Source organism: Micromonospora sp. NPDC048835, assembly GCF_040649995.1.
Taxonomy (GTDB): domain Bacteria; phylum Actinomycetota; class Actinomycetes; order Mycobacteriales; family Micromonosporaceae; genus Micromonospora.
In genome coordinates this window covers 1-25305 of the sequence record NZ_JBEZGM010000044.1, presented here as the reverse complement: position 1 = coordinate 25305, position 25305 = coordinate 1, and the positions used below count along the sequence as shown (strand labels likewise).

General features: G+C 72.4%; 22 protein-coding genes. 9 read left to right on the top strand and 13 right to left on the bottom strand.

What is annotated here, in order from left to right; translation table 11 throughout:
- Positions 1 to 28: 28 nt before the first annotated feature.
- From AB0C15_RS30575 to AB0C15_RS30555, 5 genes are all read right to left on the bottom strand, one after another.
- Positions 29 to 379: a DUF2203 domain-containing protein gene (locus AB0C15_RS30575; RefSeq protein ID WP_357357825.1), complete on the bottom strand. Its 351-nt coding sequence runs from the start codon at positions 377 to 379 to the stop codon at positions 29 to 31.
- 68 nt (positions 380 to 447) lie between these two features.
- Positions 448 to 1266, bottom strand: a complete 819-nt coding sequence (gene proC / locus AB0C15_RS30570) for a pyrroline-5-carboxylate reductase (protein WP_357357823.1) — start codon at positions 1264 to 1266, stop codon at positions 448 to 450.
- 72 nt (positions 1267 to 1338) lie between these two features.
- Positions 1339 to 2367, bottom strand: a complete 1029-nt coding sequence (locus tag AB0C15_RS30565; RefSeq protein WP_357357855.1) for a 6-phosphofructokinase — start codon at positions 2365 to 2367, stop codon at positions 1339 to 1341.
- Positions 2368 to 2529: 162 nt separating this feature from the next.
- On the bottom strand, positions 2530 to 3033 hold the full coding sequence (locus tag AB0C15_RS30560) for a pyridoxamine 5'-phosphate oxidase family protein (RefSeq protein WP_357357821.1): 504 nt from the start codon (positions 3031 to 3033) through the stop codon (positions 2530 to 2532).
- 78 nt (positions 3034 to 3111) lie between these two features.
- Positions 3112 to 3609: a polyadenylate-specific 3'-exoribonuclease AS gene (locus AB0C15_RS30555; protein ID WP_357357852.1), complete on the bottom strand. Its 498-nt coding sequence runs from the start codon at positions 3607 to 3609 to the stop codon at positions 3112 to 3114.
- 270 nt (positions 3610 to 3879) lie between these two features.
- Here AB0C15_RS30555 and AB0C15_RS30550 point away from each other — a divergent pair, with 270 nt between their 5' ends.
- Entirely contained in the window at positions 3880 to 4572 is a 693-nt protein-coding gene (locus AB0C15_RS30550; protein ID WP_091407574.1) for a Crp/Fnr family transcriptional regulator, read from the top strand.
- A 187-nt stretch (positions 4573 to 4759) separates the two neighbouring features.
- Here the strand turns inward: AB0C15_RS30550 and AB0C15_RS30545 are convergent, their stop codons facing one another.
- Positions 4760 to 5092 (bottom strand): hypothetical protein, encoded by a 333-nt coding sequence (locus tag AB0C15_RS30545; protein ID WP_357357819.1) that lies wholly within the window; start codon positions 5090 to 5092, stop codon positions 4760 to 4762.
- 56 nt (positions 5093 to 5148) lie between these two features.
- Here AB0C15_RS30545 and AB0C15_RS30540 point away from each other — a divergent pair, with 56 nt between their 5' ends.
- Positions 5149 to 8643, top strand: a complete 3495-nt coding sequence (locus AB0C15_RS30540; RefSeq protein ID WP_357357850.1) for an adenylate/guanylate cyclase domain-containing protein — start codon at positions 5149 to 5151, stop codon at positions 8641 to 8643.
- Between the two features lie 78 nt (positions 8644 to 8721).
- Here the strand turns inward: AB0C15_RS30540 and AB0C15_RS30535 are convergent, their stop codons facing one another.
- Complete coding sequence (locus tag AB0C15_RS30535; protein ID WP_357357817.1) at positions 8722 to 9414, bottom strand: lysophospholipid acyltransferase family protein; 693 nt, start codon at positions 9412 to 9414, stop codon at positions 8722 to 8724.
- Positions 9415 to 9808: 394 nt separating this feature from the next.
- On the opposite strand from AB0C15_RS30535, the gene AB0C15_RS30530 reads away from it, so the two are divergent.
- A complete protein-coding gene (locus tag AB0C15_RS30530; protein WP_357357815.1) occupies positions 9809 to 10660 on the top strand; it encodes a DUF308 domain-containing protein in 852 nt (283 codons plus the stop codon).
- A gap of 158 nt (positions 10661 to 10818) precedes the next feature.
- Positions 10819 to 12315, top strand: coding sequence for a trehalose-6-phosphate synthase (locus AB0C15_RS30525; protein ID WP_357357849.1), 1497 nt, complete (start codon positions 10819 to 10821; stop codon positions 12313 to 12315).
- A gap of 73 nt (positions 12316 to 12388) precedes the next feature.
- Here the strand turns inward: AB0C15_RS30525 and AB0C15_RS30520 are convergent, their stop codons facing one another.
- From AB0C15_RS30520 to AB0C15_RS30495, 6 genes are all read right to left on the bottom strand, one after another.
- Positions 12389 to 13183 (bottom strand): alpha/beta fold hydrolase, encoded by a 795-nt coding sequence (locus AB0C15_RS30520; protein WP_357357847.1) that lies wholly within the window; start codon positions 13181 to 13183, stop codon positions 12389 to 12391.
- Between the two features lie 49 nt (positions 13184 to 13232).
- Positions 13233 to 14639 carry an NAD(P)-binding domain-containing protein gene (locus tag AB0C15_RS30515; protein WP_357357813.1) on the bottom strand — a complete coding sequence of 469 codons (1407 nt, stop codon included), beginning with the start codon at positions 14637 to 14639 and terminating at the stop codon, positions 13233 to 13235.
- A 116-nt stretch (positions 14640 to 14755) separates the two neighbouring features.
- Entirely contained in the window at positions 14756 to 15448 is a 693-nt protein-coding gene (locus tag AB0C15_RS30510) for an endonuclease/exonuclease/phosphatase family protein (protein ID WP_357357811.1), read from the bottom strand.
- 13 nt (positions 15449 to 15461) lie between these two features.
- Positions 15462 to 16409 carry an ROK family glucokinase gene (locus tag AB0C15_RS30505; protein ID WP_357357809.1) on the bottom strand — a complete coding sequence of 316 codons (948 nt, stop codon included), beginning with the start codon at positions 16407 to 16409 and terminating at the stop codon, positions 15462 to 15464.
- Positions 16410 to 16487: 78 nt separating this feature from the next.
- Complete coding sequence (locus AB0C15_RS30500; RefSeq protein WP_357357807.1) at positions 16488 to 17192, bottom strand: hypothetical protein; 705 nt, start codon at positions 17190 to 17192, stop codon at positions 16488 to 16490.
- A gap of 31 nt (positions 17193 to 17223) precedes the next feature.
- A complete protein-coding gene (locus AB0C15_RS30495; RefSeq protein ID WP_357357805.1) occupies positions 17224 to 17679 on the bottom strand; it encodes an SRPBCC family protein in 456 nt (151 codons plus the stop codon).
- Between the two features lie 119 nt (positions 17680 to 17798).
- On the opposite strand from AB0C15_RS30495, the gene AB0C15_RS30490 reads away from it, so the two are divergent.
- From AB0C15_RS30490 to AB0C15_RS30470, 5 genes are all read left to right on the top strand, one after another.
- The gene (locus AB0C15_RS30490; RefSeq protein ID WP_357357803.1) at positions 17799 to 19613 is read left to right on the top strand and encodes a long-chain fatty acid--CoA ligase; all 1815 of its coding nucleotides are present in this window, start codon (positions 17799 to 17801) and stop codon (positions 19611 to 19613) included.
- A 14-nt stretch (positions 19614 to 19627) separates the two neighbouring features.
- Positions 19628 to 21319, top strand: coding sequence for a GAF domain-containing sensor histidine kinase (locus AB0C15_RS30485; RefSeq protein WP_357357801.1), 1692 nt, complete (start codon positions 19628 to 19630; stop codon positions 21317 to 21319).
- Between the two features lie 7 nt (positions 21320 to 21326).
- Positions 21327 to 21995: a response regulator transcription factor gene (locus AB0C15_RS30480; RefSeq protein WP_030337723.1), complete on the top strand. Its 669-nt coding sequence runs from the start codon at positions 21327 to 21329 to the stop codon at positions 21993 to 21995.
- 191 nt (positions 21996 to 22186) lie between these two features.
- Positions 22187 to 22996: an SAM-dependent methyltransferase gene (locus AB0C15_RS30475; RefSeq protein ID WP_357357845.1), complete on the top strand. Its 810-nt coding sequence runs from the start codon at positions 22187 to 22189 to the stop codon at positions 22994 to 22996.
- 22 nt (positions 22997 to 23018) lie between these two features.
- The gene (locus AB0C15_RS30470; RefSeq protein ID WP_357357843.1) at positions 23019 to 24734 is read left to right on the top strand and encodes a bifunctional diguanylate cyclase/phosphodiesterase; all 1716 of its coding nucleotides are present in this window, start codon (positions 23019 to 23021) and stop codon (positions 24732 to 24734) included.
- The last annotated feature ends 571 nt before the right edge of the window (positions 24735 to 25305 follow it).

The window sequence follows — 25305 nt, the reverse complement described above, 5'->3', positions numbered from 1 at the left end:
GGGCGCGGGGTCGCGCGGGGCGCGGGGGTCAGAGGGGGCGGCGGCCGGCGAAGCCGCACTCGGCCCGGTGGTACCAGCGCACGTCGGAGTCGCCCTCCAACCAGCACCAGAGCACGGCGCGGCCGTCGCGCTCGCCGGGGAAGTCGAGCAGCACCGGAGCGATGCCCTTGACCTGGATGTCGTGCTGGTGCAACTCGTCGACAACGGCGTGCAGCCGGGCCTCCAGCGCCTTGACCTCGGCCATGCCGCCGAGCGCGCTCACGCCGTGGTCGGCCAGGTCGACGCGTAACTCGGCCAGGTCGGCCCGGACCCGGACCAACTCGTCGACGCGCGGCTGCAGAGTGGCCACCAGGTGCCGGGCCTGGGCGAGTGTGAACACCGGGCCAGTATGCGGCACGCTCGGCCCCCGCGACGTGCCCGGACCGTTCCGGCGCGAAGCGCGAACGCTCAGTCGGCCTGTGCCGCCAACTCGCGGGCGCGATCGCGGGCGGCCTCCAGCGCGGCGAGCAGCGCCGCGCGTACGCCGTGCTTCTCCAACTCCCGGATCGCGGAGATGGTGGTGCCGGCCGGCGAGGTGACCGCCTCGCGCAGCTTGACCGGGTGCTCGCCGGAGTCGCGCAGCATCACCGCCGACCCGATCGCGGTCTGCACGATCAACTCGTGTGCCACCTGGCGGGGCAGCCCGAGCAGGATCCCGGCGTCGATCATGGCTTCGACCAGGAGGTAGAAGTAGGCCGGGCCGGAGCCGGAGAGCGCGGTGACCGCGTCCTGCTGCGACTCGGGCACCCGGATCGTCTGGCCGAGCGGCTTGAACATCTCCTCGGCCAACGTCAGGTGCGCCCCGGTGGCGTACGCGCCGGCGGAGATCGCGGTCATCGCCTCGTCGACCAGGGCCGGGGTGTTGGTCATCACCCGCACCACCGGGGTGCCGTCGGGCAGCCGGCGGCTGAAGAAGCTGGTGGGCAGGCCGGCGCAGAGCGAGATGACGAGCTTGTCGGCCGGCACCTTGGGGCCGATCTCGTCGAGCAGCGCGGCGGCGTCCTGCGGTTTCACCGAGACCGCGAGCACCGCCGCTTCGTCCACCGCGGTCAGGTTGTCGACCACCCGTACGCCGTAGCGGGCGGCCAACTCCTCGGCGCGGGCGGGCCGGCGGGCGGTGGCCAGCAGCCGGTCGACCGGCCACCCCGAGCGCAGCAGCCCGGAGAGCATCAGCTCACCGATCTTGCCCGCGCCGATCACCGCGACCGTGTGCACTCCGGCTGACATGTCGGCCCGTACCCCCTCGTGTTGGGTCGCGGCGCGGCGGACCCGCAGGCCCGCCGCGCCGCCGACGATCGATCAGCTGCCGAAGAAGACCTCGGCCTCGGCGTACCGCTCCAGCGGCACGGTCTTCAGCTCGCGGGTCGCGTCCGCGAGGGGCACCCGGACGATGTCGGTGCTCTGCATCGCGACCATCTTGCCCCAGTCACCGTCGTTGACGGCGTCGATGGCCTGCAGGCCCAGGCGGGTGGCGAGCACCCGGTCGAAGGCGGTCGGGGTGCCACCGCGCTGGATGTGGCCCAGCACCACGGTGCGGGCCTCCTTGCCGGTCTTGGCCTCCAGCTGCTCGGCGAGCCACTGGCCGATGCCGCCGAGGCGGACGTGGCCGAACGAGTCGAGCTCCTGGTTGGCGAGGACCATCTGGCCGTCCAGCGGCTGGGCGCCCTCGGCGACCACGACGATCGGGGCGTACTGGTGCTGGAAGCGCTTCTCGACGTAGCCGGCCACCTGCTCGACGTCGAACTGACGCTCGGGCAGCAGGATGACGTTGGCACCACCGGCGAGGCCGGCGTGCAGGGCGATCCAGCCGGCGTGCCGGCCCATCACCTCGACGACCAGGGTGCGGTGGTGGCTCTCCGCGGTGGTGTGGAGGCGGTCGATGGCCTCCATCGCGATGTTGACCGCGGTGTCGAAGCCGAAGGTGTAGTCGGTGGCGCCGAGGTCGTTGTCGATCGTCTTCGGCACGCCGACGACCTGCACACCAAGCTCGTAGAGCTTGGTGGCCACGCCGAGGGTGTCCTCGCCGCCGATCGCGATCAGCGCGTCCACGCCCTGCTCGGCGAGGTTGTCCTTGATCCGCTCGACGCCGTTCTCGATCTTGAACGGGTTGGTCCGGGACGAGCCGAGGATGGTGCCGCCGCGGGGCAGAATGCCGCGGACGTCGGCGATACCCAGGGGCCGGGAGAGACCCTCGAGGGGACCCTTCCAACCGTCCCGGAAGCCCACGAACTCGTGACCGTAAGTGGCGACGCCCTTGCGGACCACCGCCCGGATGACCGCGTTGAGACCGGGGCAGTCCCCGCCGCCGGTGAGCACGCCGATACGCATGATCCGCTCATCCTCCTGGAGCATCAGGTAAAGCCCGATATGCCCCAGGGTATGTGTCAGGTCAGACCATCGGCGCCGTTGCCGGCCCGGGGCGGGCCGTCACTGCGCACTGTAGTCGGCCCGCCGGTGCGGCGACAGCGCGCCCCGGGCACCCACCCCCGGTCAGTAGGTCACCTCGTGGTTCTCGCCCGCGTTCGGAGGCCGGCCGGTGACCGCCGCCTTCGCGTAGCCGAGGAGGTTCACCACCGTACTGCTGGGCGAGTCCCAGTACTCGGCGGAGCTGGTGTGCACCTTGATCAACGTGAGCCCCGGGGTGTCCAGCCCGTCGGGGAACCACGCCTTGAGCAACGGGCTCCACAGCTGGTCGGCGCGGGCCCGGTCGAACCCCTCGGTGGCGGTGCCGGAGATCGACACCCAGGCGTTGTGCCGCTGATCCGAGAAGGCGACGTTGACCTCCGGGTTCACCCGGATCTGGCGGACCTTGGCCGAGTCGGCGTAGGCGAAGAACCAGAGGTCGCCGTCGAACTCGGCCTCCTGGAGCCCCATCGGTCGACTCACCTGCCGCCCGTCCAGAGCGGTCGTGGTGAGCATGCAGATCCGCGCGGCCCGAGCCAGCTCGGTGACCCGGGCGCGCGCCTGCGTTGCAGTGGTCGGCTGGTCACTCATGGCAATCCCCCTCGGCTCGGCTGACCGAACCGTTGCCCGGGACAGAACCGGTCAAACCTGCGATGGCGCGCCCGCCCCTCAGCGGGCCGTCATCGCCCGCCAGCGGGCCAGGTTGTGCCGGGCGTCGACGAGCGCGTCGTGTCGGGCCGCGTCCGCGTCCGGCAGGGTCGGCCTACCACGGTCGTCCCAGAGCTGCCGCAGCTCCTTGGTGTAGCGGGGAATCTCCCGGGGCAGCGCCGGCATCGCACCCCAGAGCTGGGCGAGCACCACGTGGTCGTACGCGGCGAACCAGGCCCACAGCTCCAGCTGCTCCCCCGGCCGGTCCCGGATCGGCTCGACCAGGAAGTCGAACAGGTCGTCACGGATGCGCTCCCGCGAGCGCCAGGCCCGGTCCGCCGGGGACGGCAGCTTGTCCAGCACGTTGCGCCGGACCCAGGGCACGGCGCGGGAGTCGTCGAACTCGGTGGAGACCGCGTAGAACTCGCGGCCGTACTCGTCGACGACACCGATCGAGACGAGGTCGACGGTCGTGCCGTCCTCGATGAACTCGCAGTCGTAGAAGTAGCGGTAGACCATTCCGGGCATCTTCGCCCACGGCCGTGCGGCGATGCTCGGCGGGGCCCGATCGGAGGGGGCCGAGCCGTGGCAACACCTCGTGAACGACACATCGCAGCTTGTGACGGTCACGGAAGTGCTTCGAGGGGTGTACAGCAAGCGACCGGACCGTCATGATCTGATGTGTACCGCTACCGGACGCCGAATCGGTGTCAGTTCACCTAGTCGGGGCCCATCAGGTTCGCCCGGTGAGCGAGTTGTGTGGTCCATGACCGGGGGAGGGGTTGGGTCGTGGAGGTTCGCCTGCCAGAGCCGGGTGACGCGCTCACGGGTGTCGAGATGTTCGCTGGGCTGGAGCCCGAGGTGCGGCAGCGGGTCATCGCCGCAGCGGTTCCGCGCACCTACCGCAAGGGGCAACTGCTCTTTGTGGAGAACGACCCCGGCGAGTCGCTGATCGTGTTGCGCCGTGGCGCGGTGGCCGTGTTCCGCACCGCACCCACCGGCGAACGCGCCGTGCTGTCGGTTATCCGTCCACCGGACGTGCTCGGCGAGGTCTCCCTGCTCGACGCGTCCACCCGGTCCGCGTCGGCGGAGGCCATCGAGGACTGCGCGGCGCTCGCGCTCTCACGCGGCGCGTTCATGGAGTTGGTGCACTCCAACCCCCGCATTCTGGACGCGGTGATGCGCTCTCTGGGTGGGCTGATCCGTCGGCTCACCGAGCAGAACGCCGACCATGTCTTCCTCGACCTGCCCGGTCGGGTGGCGAAGACGCTTGTGCGGTTGGCCGGCGAGAGCCAGGCGCCGATGATCACGATCGAGCTCAACCAGAGCCAACTGGCCGAGATGGCCGGTGGTTCCCGGCAGAGCGTCAACCAGGCCATCGGCTCGTTCGCGAGCCGTGGCTGGCTCCGCACCGAGGGCCGCCGGATCGTGGTGACCGACGTGGCCGCCCTGCGCCGCCGCGCCGGCATGGCCGACCGCTGACCGACCGGCCCGCCCGGCGTCGTCGCCGGTCAAGCCTGCGGTGTGGACGCCCGTCATCGGTCGAGGGCCAGCAACCCGCCCGTACGCACGGCTGACGCCGACTGCCAGAGGCAGTCGGCGTCAGCGAATGTACGGACCGGACGAGCGCCGCCGGCGGACCAACGGCCCGCCCACCGCACCCGGGCGATCAGTTCTTCGAACTGTCGGCCGGCGGCGCGCCCGGCCCCGGACCGATCTTCTTCGGGTCGGTCGGCTTACCAGCCGTGGGCGTGCTCGACGAGGTGGTCGTGGTCTCCCCCGACCCGCCCGACTGACCCTCAGGCTCTTCCACCATGCCCTGCTCCTCCAGTTCGGCGAGAGTGACCGCATCGACATCAATCGTGTCGCCCGCAGCCCACAGCATGCCCCCCGGATCGGTCCACGAGGCGGACAATCGTACCTGCACGGCACTCTCCCTGACGTGAAACTTCCTGGTACGGAACACTAACCCCGACCGATCGATGGCGTTGCCCGTCCGCACGTCGGGTACCCGACTTGGCCGGCCGGACGCGATACTGACCTCTTTCGCCCACGGAGCTGAACATCGACCTCAAGTGTGGACACTGCGCACGCGCGGCCGGGCCGGACGACCGCTTCTGCGGCGGGTGCGGCCAGCCGCTCGGGGTCAACTGCGCGCACTGCGGGCACGCCAACAGCACCGAGGTCAACTTCTGCACCAGCTGCGGCCAACCGCTGCGGGACCACGTCGCCGTGGTGCAGGAGGACCGCCGTCAGGTGAGCGTGCTCTTCATCGACATCGTGGACTTCACCAGGTACGCGGAGCGGGCCGACCCGGAGCAGGCCCGCAGTCTGCAGCAGACCTACTTCGCCACGGTGCGCCGGATCGTGCACCAGTACGGCGGGGTGGTCGAGAAGTACATCGGCGACGCGGCGATGGCGCTGTTCGGCGCGCCGGTGGCCACCGACAACGATGCGTTGCGGTGTGTCCGCGCCGGCCTGGAGCTGCAACGGAACCTGGCCCGCCAGCCCACCGGTCCGCAGCCGCCGCTCGGCTTCCGGGTCGGCATCGCGACCGGCGAAGCCCTTGTCGACCTCTCCGCCGCCCGCGACGGCGGGCAGGCCTTCGTCACCGGAGACGTGGTCAACACGGCCTCCCGCCTGCAGGGGTTCGCCCCGTCCGGCGGTGTCGTCGTCGACGAGAGCACCTGGGCGGCCACCCGACACGAGATGGAGTACGCCGACCAGCCACCGGTCACCCTGCGCGGCCGGTCCGCGGTGAGCCGGATCTGGCTGGCCGTCCAGGTGCGACCCAACCGCGACCCGCGCGCCGCCGAGCTGACGCCGATGGTGGACCGCGAGCACGAGCGTGGCCTGCTGGTCAACGCGCTGCACCGGATGGTGACCGAGCGGACCTCCCAGTTGGTGACGGTGTTCGGCCCGGCCGGCGTGGGCAAGAGTCGGCTGCTGCGCGAGCTGGCCCGGCACGCCGGCAGCCTGCCCGGCACACCGATCACCTGGCTCGTCGGTCAGTGCCCGCCGTTCGGTGAGAACGTCACCTGGGCCGCGTTGTCGGACATCGTGAAGACCTGGGTGGGTGTGCCGGAGGTCGACGACCCGGCCGCGCTACGCGAGCGGCTGCGGGCCCGCCTGGGGCAGCTCGCCGACCCGCACGCGACCCGGCTGGCCGAGGCGCTCGGGCCGCTGATCGGCGTACCCGGCGAACGACTCACCCCCGGCGAGACCGAGGCCGCCTGGCGGCGTTTCCTGCTCGCCCTGGCCGCCACCGGCCCGACCGTGCTGGTCTTCGAGGACATGCACTGGGCGGACCAGGCGATGCTCGCCTTCGTCGAGCAGTTGGGCGCGACCGCGCGCGGCGTACCGCTGCTCGTCGTCGCGACCGCCCGGCCGGAGCTGCGGGAACGGAACCCGGCCTGGACGGGCACGATCAGCGGCGCGATGTCCATCTCGGTGCCGCCGATGCACGACACCGACATCGACACGCTCTACTCGCTGCTGCTCGGGCAGTCGACGCTGCCGTCCCACTCGCGTACCCCGCTCATCGAGTTCGCCGACGGCAACCCGCTCTACGCGCAGGAGTACGCCCGGATGCTGCTCGACGGCGGCCTGCTCGACGCGGTCGGTACGGCCGTCCGCGCCGACTTCGACGGTGGCGCGGAGATGCCGCGTACCGTGCAGGCGGTCATCGCCAACCGGCTCGACCTGCTGGATTCGGCCGACCGGGCGGTGCTCCAGGCCGCCGCCGTGGTCGGCGTGGTGTTCTGGGCGGCCCCGGTCGCGATGGCCCTCGGTCGGCCGGTGGAGTGGGTGGAGCGGGCGCTGGACCGCCTGCAACGCCGCGACCTGGTGTACGAGCAGAGCACGTCGACGATGCCTGGACAGCCCGAGTACCGGTTCCGGCACATCCTGGTGCGCGACGTCTGCTACCAGCGGCTGCCCAGGGCCGAGCGGGTGCTGCGCCACCAACGCACCGCGGACTGGATGGCCCAGCTCACCGACGGCCGGCAGCACGACCTGGCCGAGGTGCTGGCGAACCACCGCTGGGCGGCGCACGAGATCGCCCGGACCGTCGGGTTGGACACCGCACCCTACGCTCCGGCGGCGCGGGCCGCGCTGCACCGGGCGGCCCGCCGGGCGTACGAGCTGCACGCGCTGGACACCGCTGCCGCGCTTGTCGGCCGGGCACTGGCCATGGACGTCGGGCCGGACCCGGCGTTGGACCTCTTCGAGGCCGAGCTGGCGTTCTACCGGGACGGGGACGCGTTCCTGGTGGCCGGTGGCACGGACACGCTGACCCGGCTGGCCGAGCGGCTCACCTCGAGCGGCGACCGGACGGGGGCGGCGCGCGCCTGGACGCTGCTCGCCACCGCCGCGTGGAGCCGGGCCGACCGTTCGGCGACGTTGCACTGCCTGGACCAGGCGATCGGCATCTACGGCGACCTACCGGACAGCCAGGAGAAGGCGGGCGCCCTGCTGGAGCTGGCCCGAGTGCACATGTTGAACGCGGAGACCGACCCGGCGTGCACCGCGGCGCGGGCGGCGGCGTCCCTGGCCGAGCGACTCCAGTTGCGCGAGGTCCAGGCCAACGCGCGGATCACCCTGGCCGTGGCGCGCTACCTGGCCGGCTCCGACTCGGCGTTCCCGGAGCTGGCGGAGGTGACCGAGCACTGCCGGGTGGAGCGGCTGACCAGCCGACGCCGGGCGGTGCAGAACCTGGCCTGGGCGTTGCAGGAGGAGGGCGACCTGGCCGGCTCGGCCCGGCTGGTCGACGAGCAGCTCACCCTCGACCTGGGTGGCGAGCACAGCCTGGCCACCAGCTTCGCCGACGAGTGGGCACGGTCGTACTACGCGGGTGACTGGACGGCGGCGCTGGCGATGGCCGCGGAGTCGACCCGACGTCCGACCGCGGAGTGGGACCTGCACATCGTGGCGGTCTCGGGCTGGATGCGCGGGCTGGCCGGAGCGGATCCGCTCACCACCGGGACGGACGGCACCGCGGCAGCGGACACGACGGGCTCGGATCTGGTCGAGCAGGCGTTGGTCGCGGCGCGGCGCACCGGGTTCCACCGGGTGCTGCGCTCCACCCTGGCGCACGCCGCCCTGTGCCGGGCGGTGCAGGGCCGCCGCGACGAGGCGATGGCGCTGCTCACCGAGCTGGACGAGGACTGGCAACGGACCCGGATGATCCCGTTCGCGGAGTGGGTGCCGGCCGTCGGGCACGTCGCCGGGGTGCTCGGCGCGGATGCGGCCCGGCTGGTCCGGCAGATGCTCGACCGGGCACCGCGGATGACCCCGTGGGCGCACGCCGCCGCTCAGGTCGCCGACGCCACGCTGGCCCGGCACGAGGGGGACGCCGCGACAGCGGCGGACCTGCTGCGCTCGGCGGCGGCGAGCTACGCCCGGATGACCGACGTGACCGACGAGGTGATCACGCTGGCGCTCGCCCTCGGCCCACTCGCCGAGACCGACCCACCCGCCGCCGCGGCGACCCGTGCCCGCCTGCACGACTTCGCCAGCCGCCACCACACCCCCGCTCTGCTGCACCTGCCGTGACCGGCCGCCCGGCGCAGGTCAGGCCCGCGCAGGTGAGGCCAGCGCAGCTCGGGCCCACGCAGGTCGGGCCCACGCAGGTCAGGCGGCAAGCGGCGTCGGGGCGGGCTGCTTGAGCTTCTGGGCGTAGGTGTCGACGTACTCCCGACCGGAGAGCTCCATCAACTCGTACATGATCTCGTCGGTGACCGCGCGCTCCACGAACCGGTCGCCGGCCAGGCCGGCGTAGCGGGAGAAGTCCAGCGGCGCCCCGAACCGGATCCGCACCCGGTCGACCTTGGGGATGAGCTTGCCCGGTGGCTGGATCTCGTCGGCGTTGAGCATCGCCACCGGCACCACCACCGCGCCGCTCTCCAGGGCGAGCCGGGCCACCCCGGTCTTGCCCCGGTAGAGCCGCCCGTCCGGGGAGCGGGTGCCCTCGGGGTAGATGCCGGCCACGCCCCCGGCGCGCAGCACCTGCAACTGGGTGTCCAGGGCCGCGCGCGCGGCCCGGCCGCCGGAGCGGTCCACCGGGATCGTGCCGGTGCCGACGAAGAACATCTTGGTCAGCCAGCCCTTGATCCCCTTGCCGGTGAAGTACTCGGCCTTGGCGACGAAGGTGACCTTCCGGGCGGTGATCAACGGTGTGAAGATCGAGTCGGAGAAGGAGAGGTGGTTGCTCGCCAGGATCACCGGGCCGGTCACCGGCACGTGGTGCAGGCCCTCCACCTGCGGGCGGAAGATCAGCTTGAGCAGCGGACCGAGGATGACGTACTTCAGCAGCCAGTAGAGCACCGGCGTCCCTTCCCGTGGTGGGCCCGCGACAGCACCAGCCGCCGTCGCCGACGAGCCTACGAAGCAAGCGCTCGCACCACAACGGACGATGCCCCTGGCACCCATCGGCGGCCACCGCTGCCGCACCGGCACGGGTCGCTGACAGGTCAGCAGGGCGACGCTCGGCGTGTCGCATCGCCCCGCTGCCAACGATCACCGAGATCGCACGTGTCGCGCAAGAACGGACAAAGGAGCCCCACCGCGACCTGCGGTAGCAGCCGTGACTTTGGAAGACGCGACACAACGCACTCCCGGAACCATGCCCTGACGTGTCACGATTCAGAGCACGGCGTGCGGACGGGCGTCGAAGGGCAGAGGTGGCCGCGCCGGAAGGCGCGTTAAGGGGGATGTCCGGGTGTCAGCGGGTGGGGCCCGCCGGGGACGGCGGGACAACGGGCTCGACGCGAACGAGTACGCCGTCGTCGGCGACGTCGATCCGCGCGTCGGTGAGCACCTGCTCGACGTGCTGGCCGCCGGCGGGATCGCCGCCTACCTCCAGCCGTCCGCCGACCTCAACCCGGTCACCCGCACCACCACCGTGCCGGCCCGGCCGGTCGACCGGCTCTACGTCGACCGCTCACACCTGACCACCGCGCGGGACTACCTGACCCAACTCGCCGACGAGGGCGCCCCGGAGCAGCCACCGGCCCGCGACGAACCGGACATCGACGCCGAGTGGGCACGGATAGTGGCGGGTTTCCACACCACCTCCACCCCCGGCGACCATCCGTGGCCGGCCTCGGAGGACGTGGACGAACGGGACGTACGGGACGAACCCACCGCTGGGCCGCTGACCCGCTCCGGTGCCGACGAGCCCGGTCCGACCGCCACCGACGTCCGTCGGCTGCCGTCGGCCACGGACATCTCCGGGATCTCGGTGGGTCGGGGCACCCGGCCCGACGAGCCGTCGCTGCTGGACGGGCTGGACACCTTCGGCGCCGACCTGCCCGACGACGATGACGACGAGGGTTACCACCCACCGCCCCCGCCACCGCTGCCCCGGGTCAGCAAGTACGCGGTGATCGGCGTGCTCGGGGTCGTCGTCGGGTTCGCGCTGTTCCTCTTCCCGTGGTTGCTCCCGGTCGACCGCTCGGCGGTCACGCTCTTCGGGTTCACCGGCATCCTGGCCGGCTTCGTCACGCTGATCTGGCGGTTGCGCCCCGGCGACGAGGACGAGGACGACCCGGACAACGGCGCCGTCGTCTGAGGCCGGCCCGCATCCCGGGACAGCAGCGCCCCGCCGGTCGCGTAACAGTGGTGTAACTTACTGTCAGTAGGAATACCGCTGTACGTCACTTCCCCCGCTGACTGACCGGTTTTTCCTTGCTCGCGGCGGTCAGTCCTCTGCTGATCGGAATGCCCGAGATGCGACAGAGTTCTCTCGTGGTGGTGGCCAACCGCCTCCCCATCGATGACAACCAGGCCCCCGACGGTGCCTGCGAGTGGCGACGCAGCCCGGGTGGGCTGGTCAGCGCACTGCACCCGCTTCTGCGACACACCCCGGCGACCTGGGTCGGCTGGGCCGGTGGCACCGGACCGGCCCCCTCCCTGCCGGACGTGGACGGCGTGCGGATGCACACCGTCGCGCTCAGCCCGGAAGACCTGCGCGACCACTACGAGGGGTTCGCCAACGCCACCCTCTGGCCGCTCTACCACGACTCCGTGGAGCAGCCGCAACACCACCGCCGCTGGTGGGAGGCGTACCAGCGGGTCAACCAGCGCTTCGCCGAGGCGACCGCAGAGGTGGCCGAGCCGGGTGGGGTGGTCTGGGTGCAGGACTACCACCTGCAACTGGTCCCCGGTCTGCTGCGCGCGCTCCGCCCGGACCTGCGCATCGGGTTCTTCCTGCACGTGCCGTTCCCGCCGCCGGAGCTCTTCATGCAACTGCCCCGGCGGGCCGAGTTGCTGCAGGGCATGCTCGGCGCCGACCTGGTCGGCTTCCAGCGGGTGCAGGCCGCGCACAACTTCGCCCAGTTGGTGACCCGGGTGCTGGGGCTGCCGGCCACCGACCGGCGGATCGGCATCGACGAGCGGGTCGTCCGCATCGGCGCGTTCCCGGTCTCCATCGACACCGCCGAGATGGCCGCGCTCGCCGACCGCCCGGACGTGGCCGCGCGGGCCCACCGGCTCCGCCAGGACCTCGGCGACCCCCGACAGGTCATCCTCAGCGTGGACCGGATGGATTACACCAAGGGCATCGAGCAGCGCCTCAAGGCGTACAGCGAGTTGCTCGCCAGCGGCGACGTCAAGGTCCGCGACACCGTGCTGGTGCAGGTCGCCATGCCGAGCCGGGAACGCGTCGGCCAGTACCAGATCCTGCGCGAACGCATCGAGCGCGAGGTCGGCCGGATCAACGGCGAGTTCGGTCGGGTCGGCGAGCCGGCGATCCACTACCTCACCCAGCCCTTCGACCGGGCCGAGCTGGCCGCGCTCTACCGGGTCGCCGACGTGATGGCGGTGACCCCGCTGCGCGACGGGATGAACCTGGTCGCCAAGGAGTACGTGGCCGCGCGGGTCGACGACACGGGCGCGCTGCTGCTCAGCGAGTTCGCCGGCACCGCCGCCGAGCTGTCCCAGGCGTTCCTGGTCAACCCGCACGACCTGGAAGGGCTCAAACAGAGCCTGCGCGCCGCGCTGCGGGCCACCCCGGCCGACACCACCAGGCGGATGCGGGAGATGCGCGCCCACCTGCACCAGCACGACATCCGGGCCTGGGCCCGCTCCTACCTCCGCGCCCTGGACGAGGGAGGCGCCCTGGTCAGTCGACTGACCAGCACCGACGCCGGCACCGACGGCACCACTCGGGTGCCCCGGCCAGCCACCCCGACCGGCAACCCGACCGCTCAGCAGGCCGGCGGCTGACCGGCGGCGGCAGGATCGTCCAGCAGGCCGGCGGCCGACGGGGCATCAATCAGGCCGCCGGCGGCCGGGCCGTTCAGTGCGCTGCGGGCTGCTTCTCCAGCCAGTCCAGGATCGCGTCGATCGGCTCCGCCCACCGCGCGTCGAGCATCAGGTCGTGGCCCATCCCGGGGAAGAGCAGCGGCGCCGACCCGTACCGGCGGGCGACCCGGGTGAGTGTCGAGGCCGGCACCACCCGGTCGTCGGGGCTGCCCAGCACGAGCACCGGGGGCGCACCGACGGCCGGTTCGGCCTCCGGCTCACCCAGCAGCGCCCACTGCGCCCGCCGACCCGCCCGTCCGAGGCGTCCGACGTACCGCCGGGCGTCCTCGTCGGGCAGCTCGCGGCTGAAAAGCTGCCCCCGGTTGAGCCGCAGGGGGCCGCCGAACACCGCCGGCAGCGTGCCGCCGGGGTTGCGGCGCAACGCCGCGCCCAGCACACTCCAACCGCCGAAGACCGGCGCCACCAGCACCGCGCTCCGCGCCGGGTAGCGGGCCAACGCGTGCGCCACCACCAGGGCCCCGGCGCCGTGCCCCACAAGCACCGCCTGCCGCGGCAGGCTCGCGGCCACCTGGACCACATCGTGGGCGTACGCCCGCAGCGTCGCCTCCGGCGCCGGCTCGCTGCCGCCGTGCCCCCGCAGGCTCACCGCGTACGCCGGGAACCCCCGCGACGCCGCGTGACCCAACCAGTGCTCGGCGAACGCCCACGCGCCGTGCCCGAACCCGGGCACGAAGAGCAGCGGTGGACGCCCCTCCTCCAGTTGGGGGGCCGCGCTGAGCACCTCCCGCCGGGCCGGCCGGACCGGGCGGGACCACTCCCGACCCCGCATGATCCGCAGCTCGGTCACTGGTCTGCCTCTCGTTCGCGACGCCGGCGGCTCACTTGCCCTCCAACTCGACCAGGGCGCGCTGGATGGCGCGCAGGTAGTCGGCGTGCCCGACCTCGAACCAGTGTCGGCTGCTCTCCTTCACCGGCCCGGAGTACCGCTCCCCGGCCCGCTCCCGGACCCGAGACGCGAACGCGGTGGCCCGTTCCGGCCGGTCCCGGCGGGCGCGCAGCAGTCGGGCGAAGAGCACCGTCTGCCAGTGCGACAGGGTGAACAGACCGGAGTCCGGTTGCAGCAGGCCGGCGACGGCCAGGGTCGGGTGCCCCGGCGTGAACGCGTTGAGCCACAGCGTGGGCCGGCCCGCGCCCGCGCTGTCTCCGAACACCGACGCGTCGAGGAACTCGAAGCGCGGCAGGTATCCGGTGGCGAAGACGACCACCTCCGGGTCGATCTCCCGGCCGTCGGCCAGCTCCACGGCGTACGGGCGGAACCGGGCGATGTCCGGCACCGGCCCGATCCCGCCGTGGCCCACGTAGTAGACGAGCTGACTGTTCGCGATCGGGTGCGTCTCGTACACCCGGTGGTCGGGCTTGGGCAGGCCGAAGCGGGTGAGGTCGCCGACGGTCAGCCGCAGCGTCCAGTGGTAGAGCCACTGTCGCACCCGCAGTGGCACCCGCAGCGCCAACAGGGTGTCGTTGACCTGGTCGGCGGGGCGACCGAGCACGTACTTCGGCGCGTACCAGTAGCCGCGCCTGGTGGAGTGCCAGCAGCGCGACGCCTGCTGGGCGGCCTCGACGGCGATGTCGCAGCCGGTGTTGCCGGCGCCGACCACAAGCACCCGCTTGCCGCGTAGCTGGGCCGGGTCCTTGTAGGACGAGGCGTGCATGATCTCGCCGCGGAACTCCTCCAGGCCCTCGTAGCGGGGCAGCTTCGGCGACCAGTTGTGGCCGTTGGCGATCACCACGGCGGCGTACCGGGCGGTGCGTTCGGGGCCGTACCCCCCGGTGGAGCGGGTGGTCACGTCCCACCGCTCCCCCTCGACGGGCTCGACCCGGATCACCTCGGTGCCGAACCAGATGTGCGAACGCAGGTCGAAGTGGTCGGCGTACCGCTCGAAGTAGGACAGCAACTGACCGTGGTGCGGGTAGTCCGGCCAGGAGTCCGGCATCGGGAAGTCGGGGAACTGGGTGAACGGCTTCGACGAGATCAGGTGGGTGCTGGCGTACACCGGGCTGCGGTCGTGTCGCCAGTTCCAGGCGCCGCCGACGCCCGTCTCCCGCTCGTAGCAGTCCACGCCGAACCCGTGCTCGCGCAGGTTCTTGATGGCCGTCAGGCCGCTGGCCCCGGCCCCGATGACGCAGACCGTGTCGCCCCGGTCGGAGACCGGGCGGCCGTCGCTTGTCGCCTCGGGCGAGGTCGCCTCCGGGTCGGGCCGGCCGTGGTCGGTGGAGGTGGACACCGGGAAGATCTCCTTTGGTACGGCAGGCGTGCCGGTCGCCGCGAAATCCTCTCCACAACCGGGCCGGATGTCCAGTCCTGGGCCGGACGCGTCGACGCTCTGCCGACGTCGGTGGGTCAGCAGTCGGTGGGCAGCAGCAGGTCGACGAGCACCGGGAAGTGGTCGCTGGCCCGGCGGGTCTGCGGAGTGTCCACCACGTCGTAGTCGACCACGGTGATCCGCGGGTCGACGAAGAGCGCGTCGATGCGTCGGCGCGGGTCGGCGCACGAGTAGGTGAGCCGCTCGGCCCGGTCGGCGGCCACCGCGGCGTCGGTCAGGCCGCGCGACACGGTGGCCCAGGCGGGCCCGTCCGGGCCCTCGTTGAGGTCCGCCCCGGCCAGCACCGGGCTGGTCGCCGCGTCCAGCCCGCGCTTGAACTCGGCGGCCTGCGAGGGCCGCTCGGCCGGGTCGGTGGAGAGGTGCGAGCCGGCGACGGTGAACCGGGCGCCGCCGACCCGGCAGTCGGCGTACGCGGCGCCGCGCAGGTGCCGGCCGGGGGTCAGCGGGAAGCGCTGGCAGCGGACGCCGCTCACCTGCACCCGCAGGCTGGTCAGCAGCAGGTTGCCCAGGGCGGGCAGCCCACCGGCGGCCACCACCAGGCCGAACGACTCGGCCAACGTGGCGGACTTCTGCCGCCACCGGAACCGACGCGGCCCCTCCTGCACGATCACCACGTCCGGCGTCACGGCCCGGACCACCGCCGCCAGCGCGGCGGTGTCGTCGCGCTGGCTGTGGATGTTGTACGACACCACCCGCAGCGGCACACCCATTCCCGGGACCGCCTCAGATCCGGCGGGCCAGGTCGGCGGCGCCGATCACCCCGGCGCTGTTGCCCAGCTCCGCCGGGAGCACCTCGGCCACCGGCAGGCGGCCACGCTGGGCGAGCGCGTCGGCGTACGAGCGGCGGGTGGGGCCGAGCAGCAGGTCGCCGGCGTCGATCACGCCGCCGCCGACCACCAGGGTCTGCGGGTCGAGGATCTGCGCCATGTCGGCGAGGCTGGTGCCCAGCCACCTGCCGATCTGGGCGAACGCCTCGGCGGAGACCGGGTCGCCGCCCTGCGCGGCGGCGGTCACCATCGGGCCGGTGATCGCCTCGGCCTCACCACCGGCGAGCTTCAGCAGGGCGGTGGCCCGGTTGGGCTCCTGCCGGGCGCCGGCCCGGGCGAACCGGACCAGGGCGCTGCCGCTGGCGTACTGCTCGATGCAGCCCAGCCGACCGCAGCCGCACTGGTGCCCGTCCGGCACGGCGAGCATGTGGCCCAGCTCGGCGGCGATGCCGTGCGCGCCGCGCATCAGGTCGCCACCGAGGACGATCCCGCCGCCCACCCCGGTGCCGATGGTGAACATGATCATGGAGTCGTCGGCGTCACGGGCCGCGCCGTAGCGGAACTCGGCCCACGCGGCGACGTTCCCGTCGTTCTCCACGATCACCGGCAGACCGATGGCCTCGCTGACGTACTCGCGGAGCGGCTCGTCCCGCCAGGCCAGGTTGGGGGCGAAGAGCACCGTCGAACGGGTGGCGTCGATCCAACCGGCCGCGCCGATGCCGACGGCCTCGATGGTGCGCCCGGCAGCCAGTTCGCCGACCAACTCGATGATGACGTCGCGGGTCTTGGCTACGTCATCGGCGGGAGTGTCCCGTCGGGTCTGCACGAGGACCGTGCCGGTGTCGTCCACGACACCGCCGGCCACCTTCGTGCCACCGACGTCGACTCCGATGGTCAGCGTCACCGCTACCGCCCCCCTCTGCTGTGCTGTCCGACCCAGATCTTCCGGCCCAGTGCCGGTCCGGGTCGGAATGTCCCGCGCTCAGGCGCCGTCGCCCGATGCCTCCGCGTCGGCGTCGTCGGGCACCCGCGAGGCGGGCACCACGGGACGGGTGGTCGGTGCCGGTACGGTCGCCGCCCCGGCCTCGTCGACGGGTGGTACGGCGGCCGGGGCGAGTGGGTCCGCCGTCCGGGTGGCGACCGACCAGACATCCCGCTCCGGCGCCGGCTGAGAATCATGCCCGGTGCGGGTGGCATCGCGCCACACGTGGTCGTCGGCGAAGGCGGTGGCCGGGGCGCCGGGTGGTGTCTCGGGAGGGACGTCGTCGGTGCTCGCGGCGGGTGCCGGCGAGGGCGGGGCGCTCGGCTCGGCGGCCGGCGCGGTGGCGTTCGGCGCGGACGGTTCCGCCGGGGAGAACGCGCGGAGCAGGCTGGCGACCCCTGCGGCGAAGTCGCCGGCGCCGGTGGCGAGGCGTTCGGCGAATTCCGGACTCGGGTCCCGCAACGCGGTGATGCCCCGACAGACCGGGCAGACGCAGCATTCGGCCGATCCGGTGGCGAACGCGCCACCGGAACTGGATCGGCCGTCCGGGTCCGAGCTGTGACCGAGGACACCGGACAGCACCCCGCCCAACGAGCCGAACGCTCCGCCCGCCGAGCCGGCCGAGGCCAGTCGTGCCCCTGCCAGCAGGGTGGCGACCAGCCGCTCTGCCTCTTCCCGGGCCGAACCCGGATCCGTTCCGCCCACCGTCGGCTCCTCTACCGTGCCACCGGATGCGTCACTGCGCCGCGCCGGTTGCTTCTACCCGGCGCTTGAGCTGCTTCAACGCGGTGTCCATGATCATCTTCTCGGCTTTGCGCCGAAACATTCCGAGCATGCCGACCGACAGGTCGACCTCGAGCGTGTAGGTCACCGTGGTGCTGCCGTCCGGGTTACCCACCAGGTCGTACGAACCACGCTGGGCCTTCTGCATCTTCGACGGGGCGACCAGGTGCCACTCGATCCGGGACAGGTCCTCGGCGTACTCGTACTCGAGCACGTACTCGTCGGCCATCACCCCGGCGTCGATGGTGAAACGCACCTGGCTGGCGTAGCCGTCCTCGTACTCCTCGACGATGTCGGCCCGACGCACCGCGTCGGTCCACTCCGGGTAGCGCGCGAAGTCGCAGATGACCGCCGTCACCCGATCCGGTGCGGCGCCGATGATGATCGACTGGGTGGAGGAGTCCGCCATGGGGGGAGGCTACCCGCCTCCTGCGTGTCTCACCCCGACCGCCCGCCGGGTAGGTTTCGACACATGCCGACGCCCACCGCGGTGGCCGGCCCCGCAAGTGCGAGCACGAAGGAGTGCAGGTGCGCGAGTTCTCCGTCCCGCCGATCGTCACCGTTGGCGACGCGGCCAACCTCACCGATCCGGTCTGGGACAACGCCGAAGTCGCGCCCGACGCCGTCCAGTTCGCCCGCCCCACCGCGAGCGGCGACGGCACCGTCACCGCCTGGACCGACGTGACCTGCCTCCAGTTCCGCGACGAGGTGGCCGCCGTGGCCCGCGGGCTGATCGCCGCCGGCATCGAGCCCGGCGTCCGGGTCGGGCTGATGAGCCGCACCCGTTACGAGTGGACGCTGCTGGACTACGCCATCTGGGCCGTCGGCGCGGTGACCGTGCCGATCTACGAGACGTCCAGCGCCGAGCAGGCCGCGTGGATCCTGGAGGACTCCAACGCGGTCGCCGTCGTGGTGGAGACCGAGGCGCACGCCACCCTCGTCGCCGGGGTCCGGCACCGGCTGCCCGAGCTGGGCCAGGTCTGGCAGATCGACGGCGGCGGGGTCGACGAGCTGGTCACGACCGGCGCCACCGTCGAGCTGGCCGAGGTCGAGCGGCGGCGCAGGGCCGTCCGCGCCGGCGACCTGGCCACGATCATCTACACCAGTGGCACCACCGGCCGACCCAAGGGCTGCGTGCTCACCCACCGCAACATGTACGCCGACATCGCCAACGCGGTGCCGGTGCTGCCGAACCTGTTCAACGCCGGCGCGAGCACCCTGCTCTTCCTACCGCTGGCGCACGCCTTCGCCCGGCTCATCCAGATCGGCGTCGTGCAGGCACGTGCCACCATGGCGCACTGCGCCGACACCAGGAACCTGGTCGCCGAACTACAGGCGTTCCGACCGACCTTCGTGCTCTCCGTACCCCGGGTGTTCGAGAAGGTCTACAACGCCGCCAAGCAGAAGGCCGAGGCGGACGGCAAGGGCGGTATCTTCGCCCGCGCCGAGCAGGTCGCCATCGCGTACAGCGAGGCCCTGGAGACCCCCGGCGGACCGGGCCTGGCGCTGCGCGCCCAACACGTGGTCTTCGACCGGCTGGTCTACCGCAAGCTGCGGGCCGCGCTCGGCGGACGGTGCCGGGACGCGATCTCCGGCGGGGCGCCACTCGGTGCCCGGCTCGGCCACTTCTTCCGGGGCATCGGCGTGACGGTCCTGGAGGGTTACGGCCTCACCGAGACCTCGCCCGCCGCCGCGGCGAACCTGCCCACCGGCACCAGGATCGGCAGCGTCGGCCGTCCGCTTCCCGGCGTGACCGTCCGGATCGAGGACGACGGCGAGATCCTGATCTCCGGCGAGCTGGTCTTCCAGGGTTACTGGCGCAACGAGACGGCGACGGCCGAGACGATAAGCGCCGACGGCTGGTTCCGCACCGGCGACCTGGGCCAGCTCGACTCCGACGGCTACCTGAGCATCACCGGCCGCAAGAAGGAGCTGATCGTCACCGCCGGCGGCAAGAACGTCGCCCCGGCGGTGCTCGAGGACATGGTCCGGGCGCACCCGTTGATCAGCCAGTGCGTCGTGGTCGGTGACGCCAAGCCGTTCATCGCGGCGCTCGTCACCGTCGACGAGGAGGCCCTGCCGACCTGGCTGGAGAACGCCGGCATGCCCCGGGACACCGCCATCGAGCAGTTGCGCGAGCACGAGGGCCTGCGCCGGGAGATCCAGGCCGCGATCGACACCGCGAACCAGGCCGTGTCGAAGGCCGAAGCGATCAAGGTCTTCCGGGTCCTGCCCCACGACTTCACCGAGGCGACCGGCGAGCTGACCCCGTCGCTCAAGGTCAAGCGTCAGGTTGTCCACAAGACGTACGCGGCGGAGATCGCCGATATCTACCGAGGCTGACTACCATCCGTCACGTGCCCGCATCCACAGCCACCGCACCGCACCCGCATCCCCTCGCCGCGGCAGCCCGCCTGGTGATGCTGGCGCTGATCGCCATCCTGACCCTGTTCGCCACCCGCGACGTCGCGCAACTGTGGTGGATCGCGTTGCTCGCGGTGGCCGGGCTGCCGTCACTGCTGGCACCGCAGCACCGGCTGGTCGGCCCGCTGAGCCGGGTGGCCGAGGTGGTGGTGCTGGGGCTGGCCGCGAGCCACGTCGCCGCGGTCGCGTCCATCGGCGGCACCGTCGACGGCCTGGGCGCGTCGGCGGTGCTGCCCTACCTGGCGGTCCCGGTGACCGTCACCGCGCTGCGTCGCCGCTTCCCCGAGGGCGCCGCGCTGCTCGTGGTCACCGGCGCCACCCTGCTGGTCAGCGGCGCGCTGACCCAGGTCGACGGCGACCCCCAGCTCAGCCAACCGGGTTACCTCGCGGTCTGCGCGCAGTGGCTGATCCTGGCCGCGCTGGGCCTCTACGCCGCCGGCACGCTGCACCAGGTGATGGCGGTCCGCGGTGAGGGCAAACCCCAGCCGTACGCCGAGGCCACCCGACTGCTGACCCAGCTACGTACGGTGGCCCGGCAGCTACCCGGGGCAACCCTGGACCCGGGCGGGATCTCCGAGCACCTGCTCGAGGAGCTGCGCACGGTGGCCCGCGCCGACCGGGGCGCGGTGCTGTCGGCGAGCGGCGGTGGTCGTCTCGTCGTACTCGCCCAGGCCGGCGTCGACCGGGTCGACTGGGAGACGACGCTCGACGCGGACTCGGCCATCGCCGACGCCTGGGCCACCCAGCAGGCCACCACGGCGGCCCGGTCGCAGTCCCGCTCGCACCGCGGCGGCGACGTGTCCGCGCTGATCATTCCGCTGGTCGCCGGGGTGCGCACGGTCGGGCTGGTGGTGCTGGAGGCCGACGCCGCGCAGGCGTACCCCCCGGCGGTGGTCTCGCGGGTGACCGGGCTGACCCGCCCGGCCGCGCTGCGGCTGGAGGCGGCGCTGCTCTTCGACGAGGTGCGCTCGCTGGCCACCAACGAGGAGCGGCAGCGGCTGGCCCGGGAGATCCACGACGGGGTGGCACAGGAGCTGGTGATGGTCGGCTACGGCATCGACAACGCCCTGGCCACCGTCTTCGACGACGCCGACGAGACCGCCGAGGCCCTGCGTACGCTGCGCGCCGAGGTGACCCGGGTGATCCAGGAACTGCGACTGAGCCTCTTCGAGCTGCGCAGCGAGGTGGACCGGCAGGGCGGGTTGGCCGCGGCGATCGCCGAGTACGCGCGCACCGTCGGCGCGTCCGGCGGGCTGCGGGTGCACCTCTCCCTGGACGAGTCCACCGCCCGGCTGCCGGCCGCCACCGAGGCCGAGTTGCTGCGCATCGCGCAGGAGGCGGTGACCAACGCGCGCAAGCACGCCGGAGCGTCGAATTTGTGGGTCACCTGTGAGGTCGACCCCCCGTACGCGCAAATAGAAGTGTCGGATGACGGTCAGGGGATGGCTGACCAGCGCCCGGACGGGCGGTACGGTCTTGCGATCATGGCCGAGAGGGCGGAACGTATCCGGGGCCGGTTGGAGATCAGGCCGCGGCAACCCAGCGGCACGACCGTGGCGGTGGTTCTCGGCACCTCGGCCCGGCGCGATAACGTGCGCGGCAGCGCAGCACCAGAAGGGGAGTAACCCGAGGATGACCACAAGTCCGATACCGGCCACCCGTACCAAGGTCCTCCTTGTCGACGATCATGACCTGATTCGCAAGGGTTTGCGGCACGCCTTCGAGCGCGACCGCCAGTTCGAGGTCGTCGGTGAGGCGGCCACGGCGGCGGAAGGGGTACGCCAGGCCGGCGCATTGCAGCCAGACGTGGTGATCATGGATCTGCGGCTGCCCGACGGCAGCGGCCTGGAGGCCACCCGCGCCCTGCGCAAGTCCAGCGCGTCCATGGGCATCGTGGTGCTGACCATGTATGCGGGCGACGACCAGCTCTTCGGCGCACTGGAGGCCGGCGCGAGCGCCTTCGTACCGAAGACCGCCCCGGCCGACGAGGTGGTGGCCGCCGCACGGCACGCCGCCTCCTCCCCCAGCGCGTTCACCGCCGCCGACCTGGCCGAGGCGATGAAGCGCCGGCTCGCCCCGTCCGGCCCGCAACTGTCTCCCCGGGAGGGGCAGGTGCTGCGGCTGCTCGCCGACGGCATGAGCGTGGCGGGCATCGCCAAGCAGTTGTTCGTCAGCGAGTCCACGGCGAAGACGCACATCTCCAAGCTCTACGAGAAGCTCGGCGCGGCCAACCGGGCGCAGGCCCTGATGACCGCACTCCGGCTCGGCCTGCTCGAGGCACCGGACGCGCCGAAGTTCTGACCTGCCTCCCGCTCGTCGAGCGGGACGTCGCGACCGACGGTCCGCGCCAGCTTCCCGGCCGGCGCGGACCGTCGCGTATCGACCGACGTCGGCGGGCAACCTTCGGCGCGCTATGGTCTGGCGTGCGTGGCGGGTGCACAATACCCGCGCGGGCGAGGATGCTCGCTTCGCGGATTCGAGGGGTGAAACGCATGCAGCGGCCGGACTGGGCACCCGACACCATCGACATCGAGCGCCCGAGCGTCGCGCGGATGTACGACTACTACCTCGGTGGCTCGCACAACTTCGCCGCCGACCGGGCCGCCGCGCAGGCGATGGTCGCCGCGGTGCCCGAGGCGCCGCTGATGGCCCAGGCCAACCGGGCGTTCCTGCGCCGGGCCGTGCACCACCTGGCCGAGGCCGGGATCCGGCAGTTCCTGGACATCGGCTCGGGCATCCCGACCGTCGGCAACGTGCACGAGATCGCCCAGCAGCTCGACCCGCAGTCGCGGGTGGTCTATGTGGACGTCGACCCGGTGGCGGTGGCGCACAGCCGCGAGATCCTCGCCGGCAACGAGCAGGCCGCGGTGGTGCAGGAGGACCTGCGAAACCCGGAGGCGATCCTGGCCCATCCGGACGTCCGCAAACTGCTCGACCTGAGCCAACCGGTGGCCGTCATGGTCGTGGCCGTCCTGCACTTCGTCCCCGACGACGACCGGCCGGCGGAGCTGCTGCGGACACTACGGGACGCGCTGGCGCCCGGCAGCTACCTGGTGCTGTCGCAGGCCAGCGACGATGGGCGCAGCCAGGACGAACGCGCCGAGGCGGAGCGGGTCTACCGGCGCACCGACAACCCGCTGTCGGTGCGCAGCCGCGCCGAGCTGACCGCGCTCTTCGACGGGTTCGAGATCCTCGACCCCGGCGTGGTCTGGGTGCCCCAGTGGCGACCGGACACTCCGGAGAGCGCCGAGGACGCCGAGAACGCGGTCTTCATGGGCGGCGTCGGGCGCCTCGGTGGCTGAGTCGCCCGCAGTCACCCCCCACCTGGGCACGTTCGCCCGGGCCTGGGCGAAGGCGGTCTCCGGCACCAGCTACCTACCGATGACCCAGGCCCAGCTGGAGTCCCTGCTGGACCGGCTCACCGGGCAACTGGCCGGCGCGTTGCTCACCGAACCGTTCGACCTGCGGGCCGGGCACCGGGTCGGCGCCGAGTTGGTCGCCGCGCACATCGCCTCCGCCGAAGGGCTGGGCCGTACCGTCGAGGTCATCCAGCTCCGCCTGGTGCGCGACCTGGGGCTGGTGGCCGAAGATGTCGAGGACCGGATGGCCCGGCTGCTGGCGGCCGTGGCGACCGGCTACGCCCGCGCGCTGCGCGACCGGACGCTCGACGAGCAGGAGTCGATCCGCCGGGCCGCGATGCGGGCCCGCACCCAGGCCGAGCGCGCGCTGCGGGCCAGCGAGGCCCGGTTCCGGCACCAGGCCACCCACGACCCGCTCACCGGCCTGCCCAACCGGACGCTGTTCACCGAACGGCTCACCGCCGCGCTCAACGAGCCGGGCCGGGGCGCGCAGCGGGTCGGGGTGTGTTTCCTGGACCTGGACCGCTTCAAGGTGGTCAACGACACCCTGGGGCACCAGATCGGTGACCTGCTGCTGGTCACGGTGGCCGAGCGGCTGGGCAAGGCCATGGGAGAGCATCTGGTCGCCCGGCTCGGCGGCGACGAGTTCGTCATCCTGGTGGAGCGCACCACCGGCACCGACGACATGGTGGCGGTGGCCGAGACCGCGCTCGCCGCGGTACGCACACCGGCGCTTGTCGACGGTCACGAGCTGCAGATCTCTGCGAGCATCGGCATCGTCGAGCGCCAGGTGGCCGGGGCGAACCCGACGGACCTGATGCGGGCCGCGGACAGCACCCTGCACTGGGCGAAATCCGCCGGTGGGGCGCGCTGGGCGCTCTACGACGCCGAGCGCAACCAACGTGAACTGGCCCGCTACGCGCTCTCCGCGGCCATCCCGGCCGCGTTGGAGCGGGGCGAGTTCTACCTCGACTACCAGCCGCTCACCTCGCTGCGCGACGGCAGCCTGGTCGGTGTGGAGGCCCTGGTCCGCTGGCGGCACCCCGAGCTGGGGGTGCTGCGGCCGGACAGCTTCATCGGGCTGGCCGAGGAGACCGGCCTGATCGTCCAACTTGGCGGGTGGGTGCTGGCCGAGGCGTGCCGCGAGGCCGAGGCGTGGTCGGCCGGGGGCGCCGCCGCGCCGTTCGTCAGCGTCAACCTGGCGGTACGGCAGGTGCACCGACCCGGCCTGGTGCAGGAGGTCCGCGCGCTGCTGCGGCAGACCGGCCTGCCGCCGGAGCGACTCCAACTGGAGATCACCGAGAGCACGATGATGAGCACCGCAGAGGAGCCGGTCCGCGCCCTGCGGGTCCTCGCCGACCTCGGCGTACGCATCGCCATCGACGACTTCGGCACCGGCTACAGCAACCTGGCGTACCTGCGGGACCTGCCGGTGACCGAGCTGAAGGTCGCTGGGGAGTTCGTGGCCGGCCTGCGGTCGCCCTCCGTCGGCCGCACCGACGAGCGCATCCTCGCGTCGCTGGTCTCCCTGGCCCACGCGCTGGACCTGACCGTCACCGCCGAAGGGGTGGAGACCGCCGGGCAGGCCGAACGGCTGCGCGCGATCGGCTGCGACGCCGCCCAGGGCTGGCACTTCGGCCGACCGGCCCCCGCCGACCGCATCCTGGCCCGCATCCGCTGAACGTCCCCGGCACGCCCCACCCCCGCCGACCACCCCCGCCGACCATCTGGGGGCCGGGCGGCTGGGGGTGTGCCGCGCCGGGACCGCCCTTTGCTCTGCACCCGCCGAGGCGCCAAGCGCCCACGCCGCCCACGCGCTACCCATGCCCACCGCGGTGTTGATCGCGACGCTGAGCCCGTGGCATCGCCAGAGCGCGCATGACGCCCGTCCATCGCGCAGGTCACGCACTCCACGACAGGTCACCGCCCCCATGCGCAGGTTGCGCGGATCTTGCGGCTGTGCGGAGCGTCCCCGCTGGCCGGCAGGATCGCGCAATTCCTGGTTGTAGTGGTGTCGGTGCGTCGATGAGGCCACCACATCCTGGTTCGAGCACGATCTTGGCGGCGGGCGGTGTCCAGACCCTCGCGTGGTTGGGCGGTTGTGGTGTTGGTCCGTCAAGATCCACGCAGTATCGGGGATGTTGCTGTCTCGTGCGGCGGCGGTTTCAAGCGGCGGTTGCAACCAGGTGTTTGTGGAGTACCTCGGCTGGATTCTGCCAGTCGAGGGTTTGGCGTGGCCGTGCGTTGAGTTC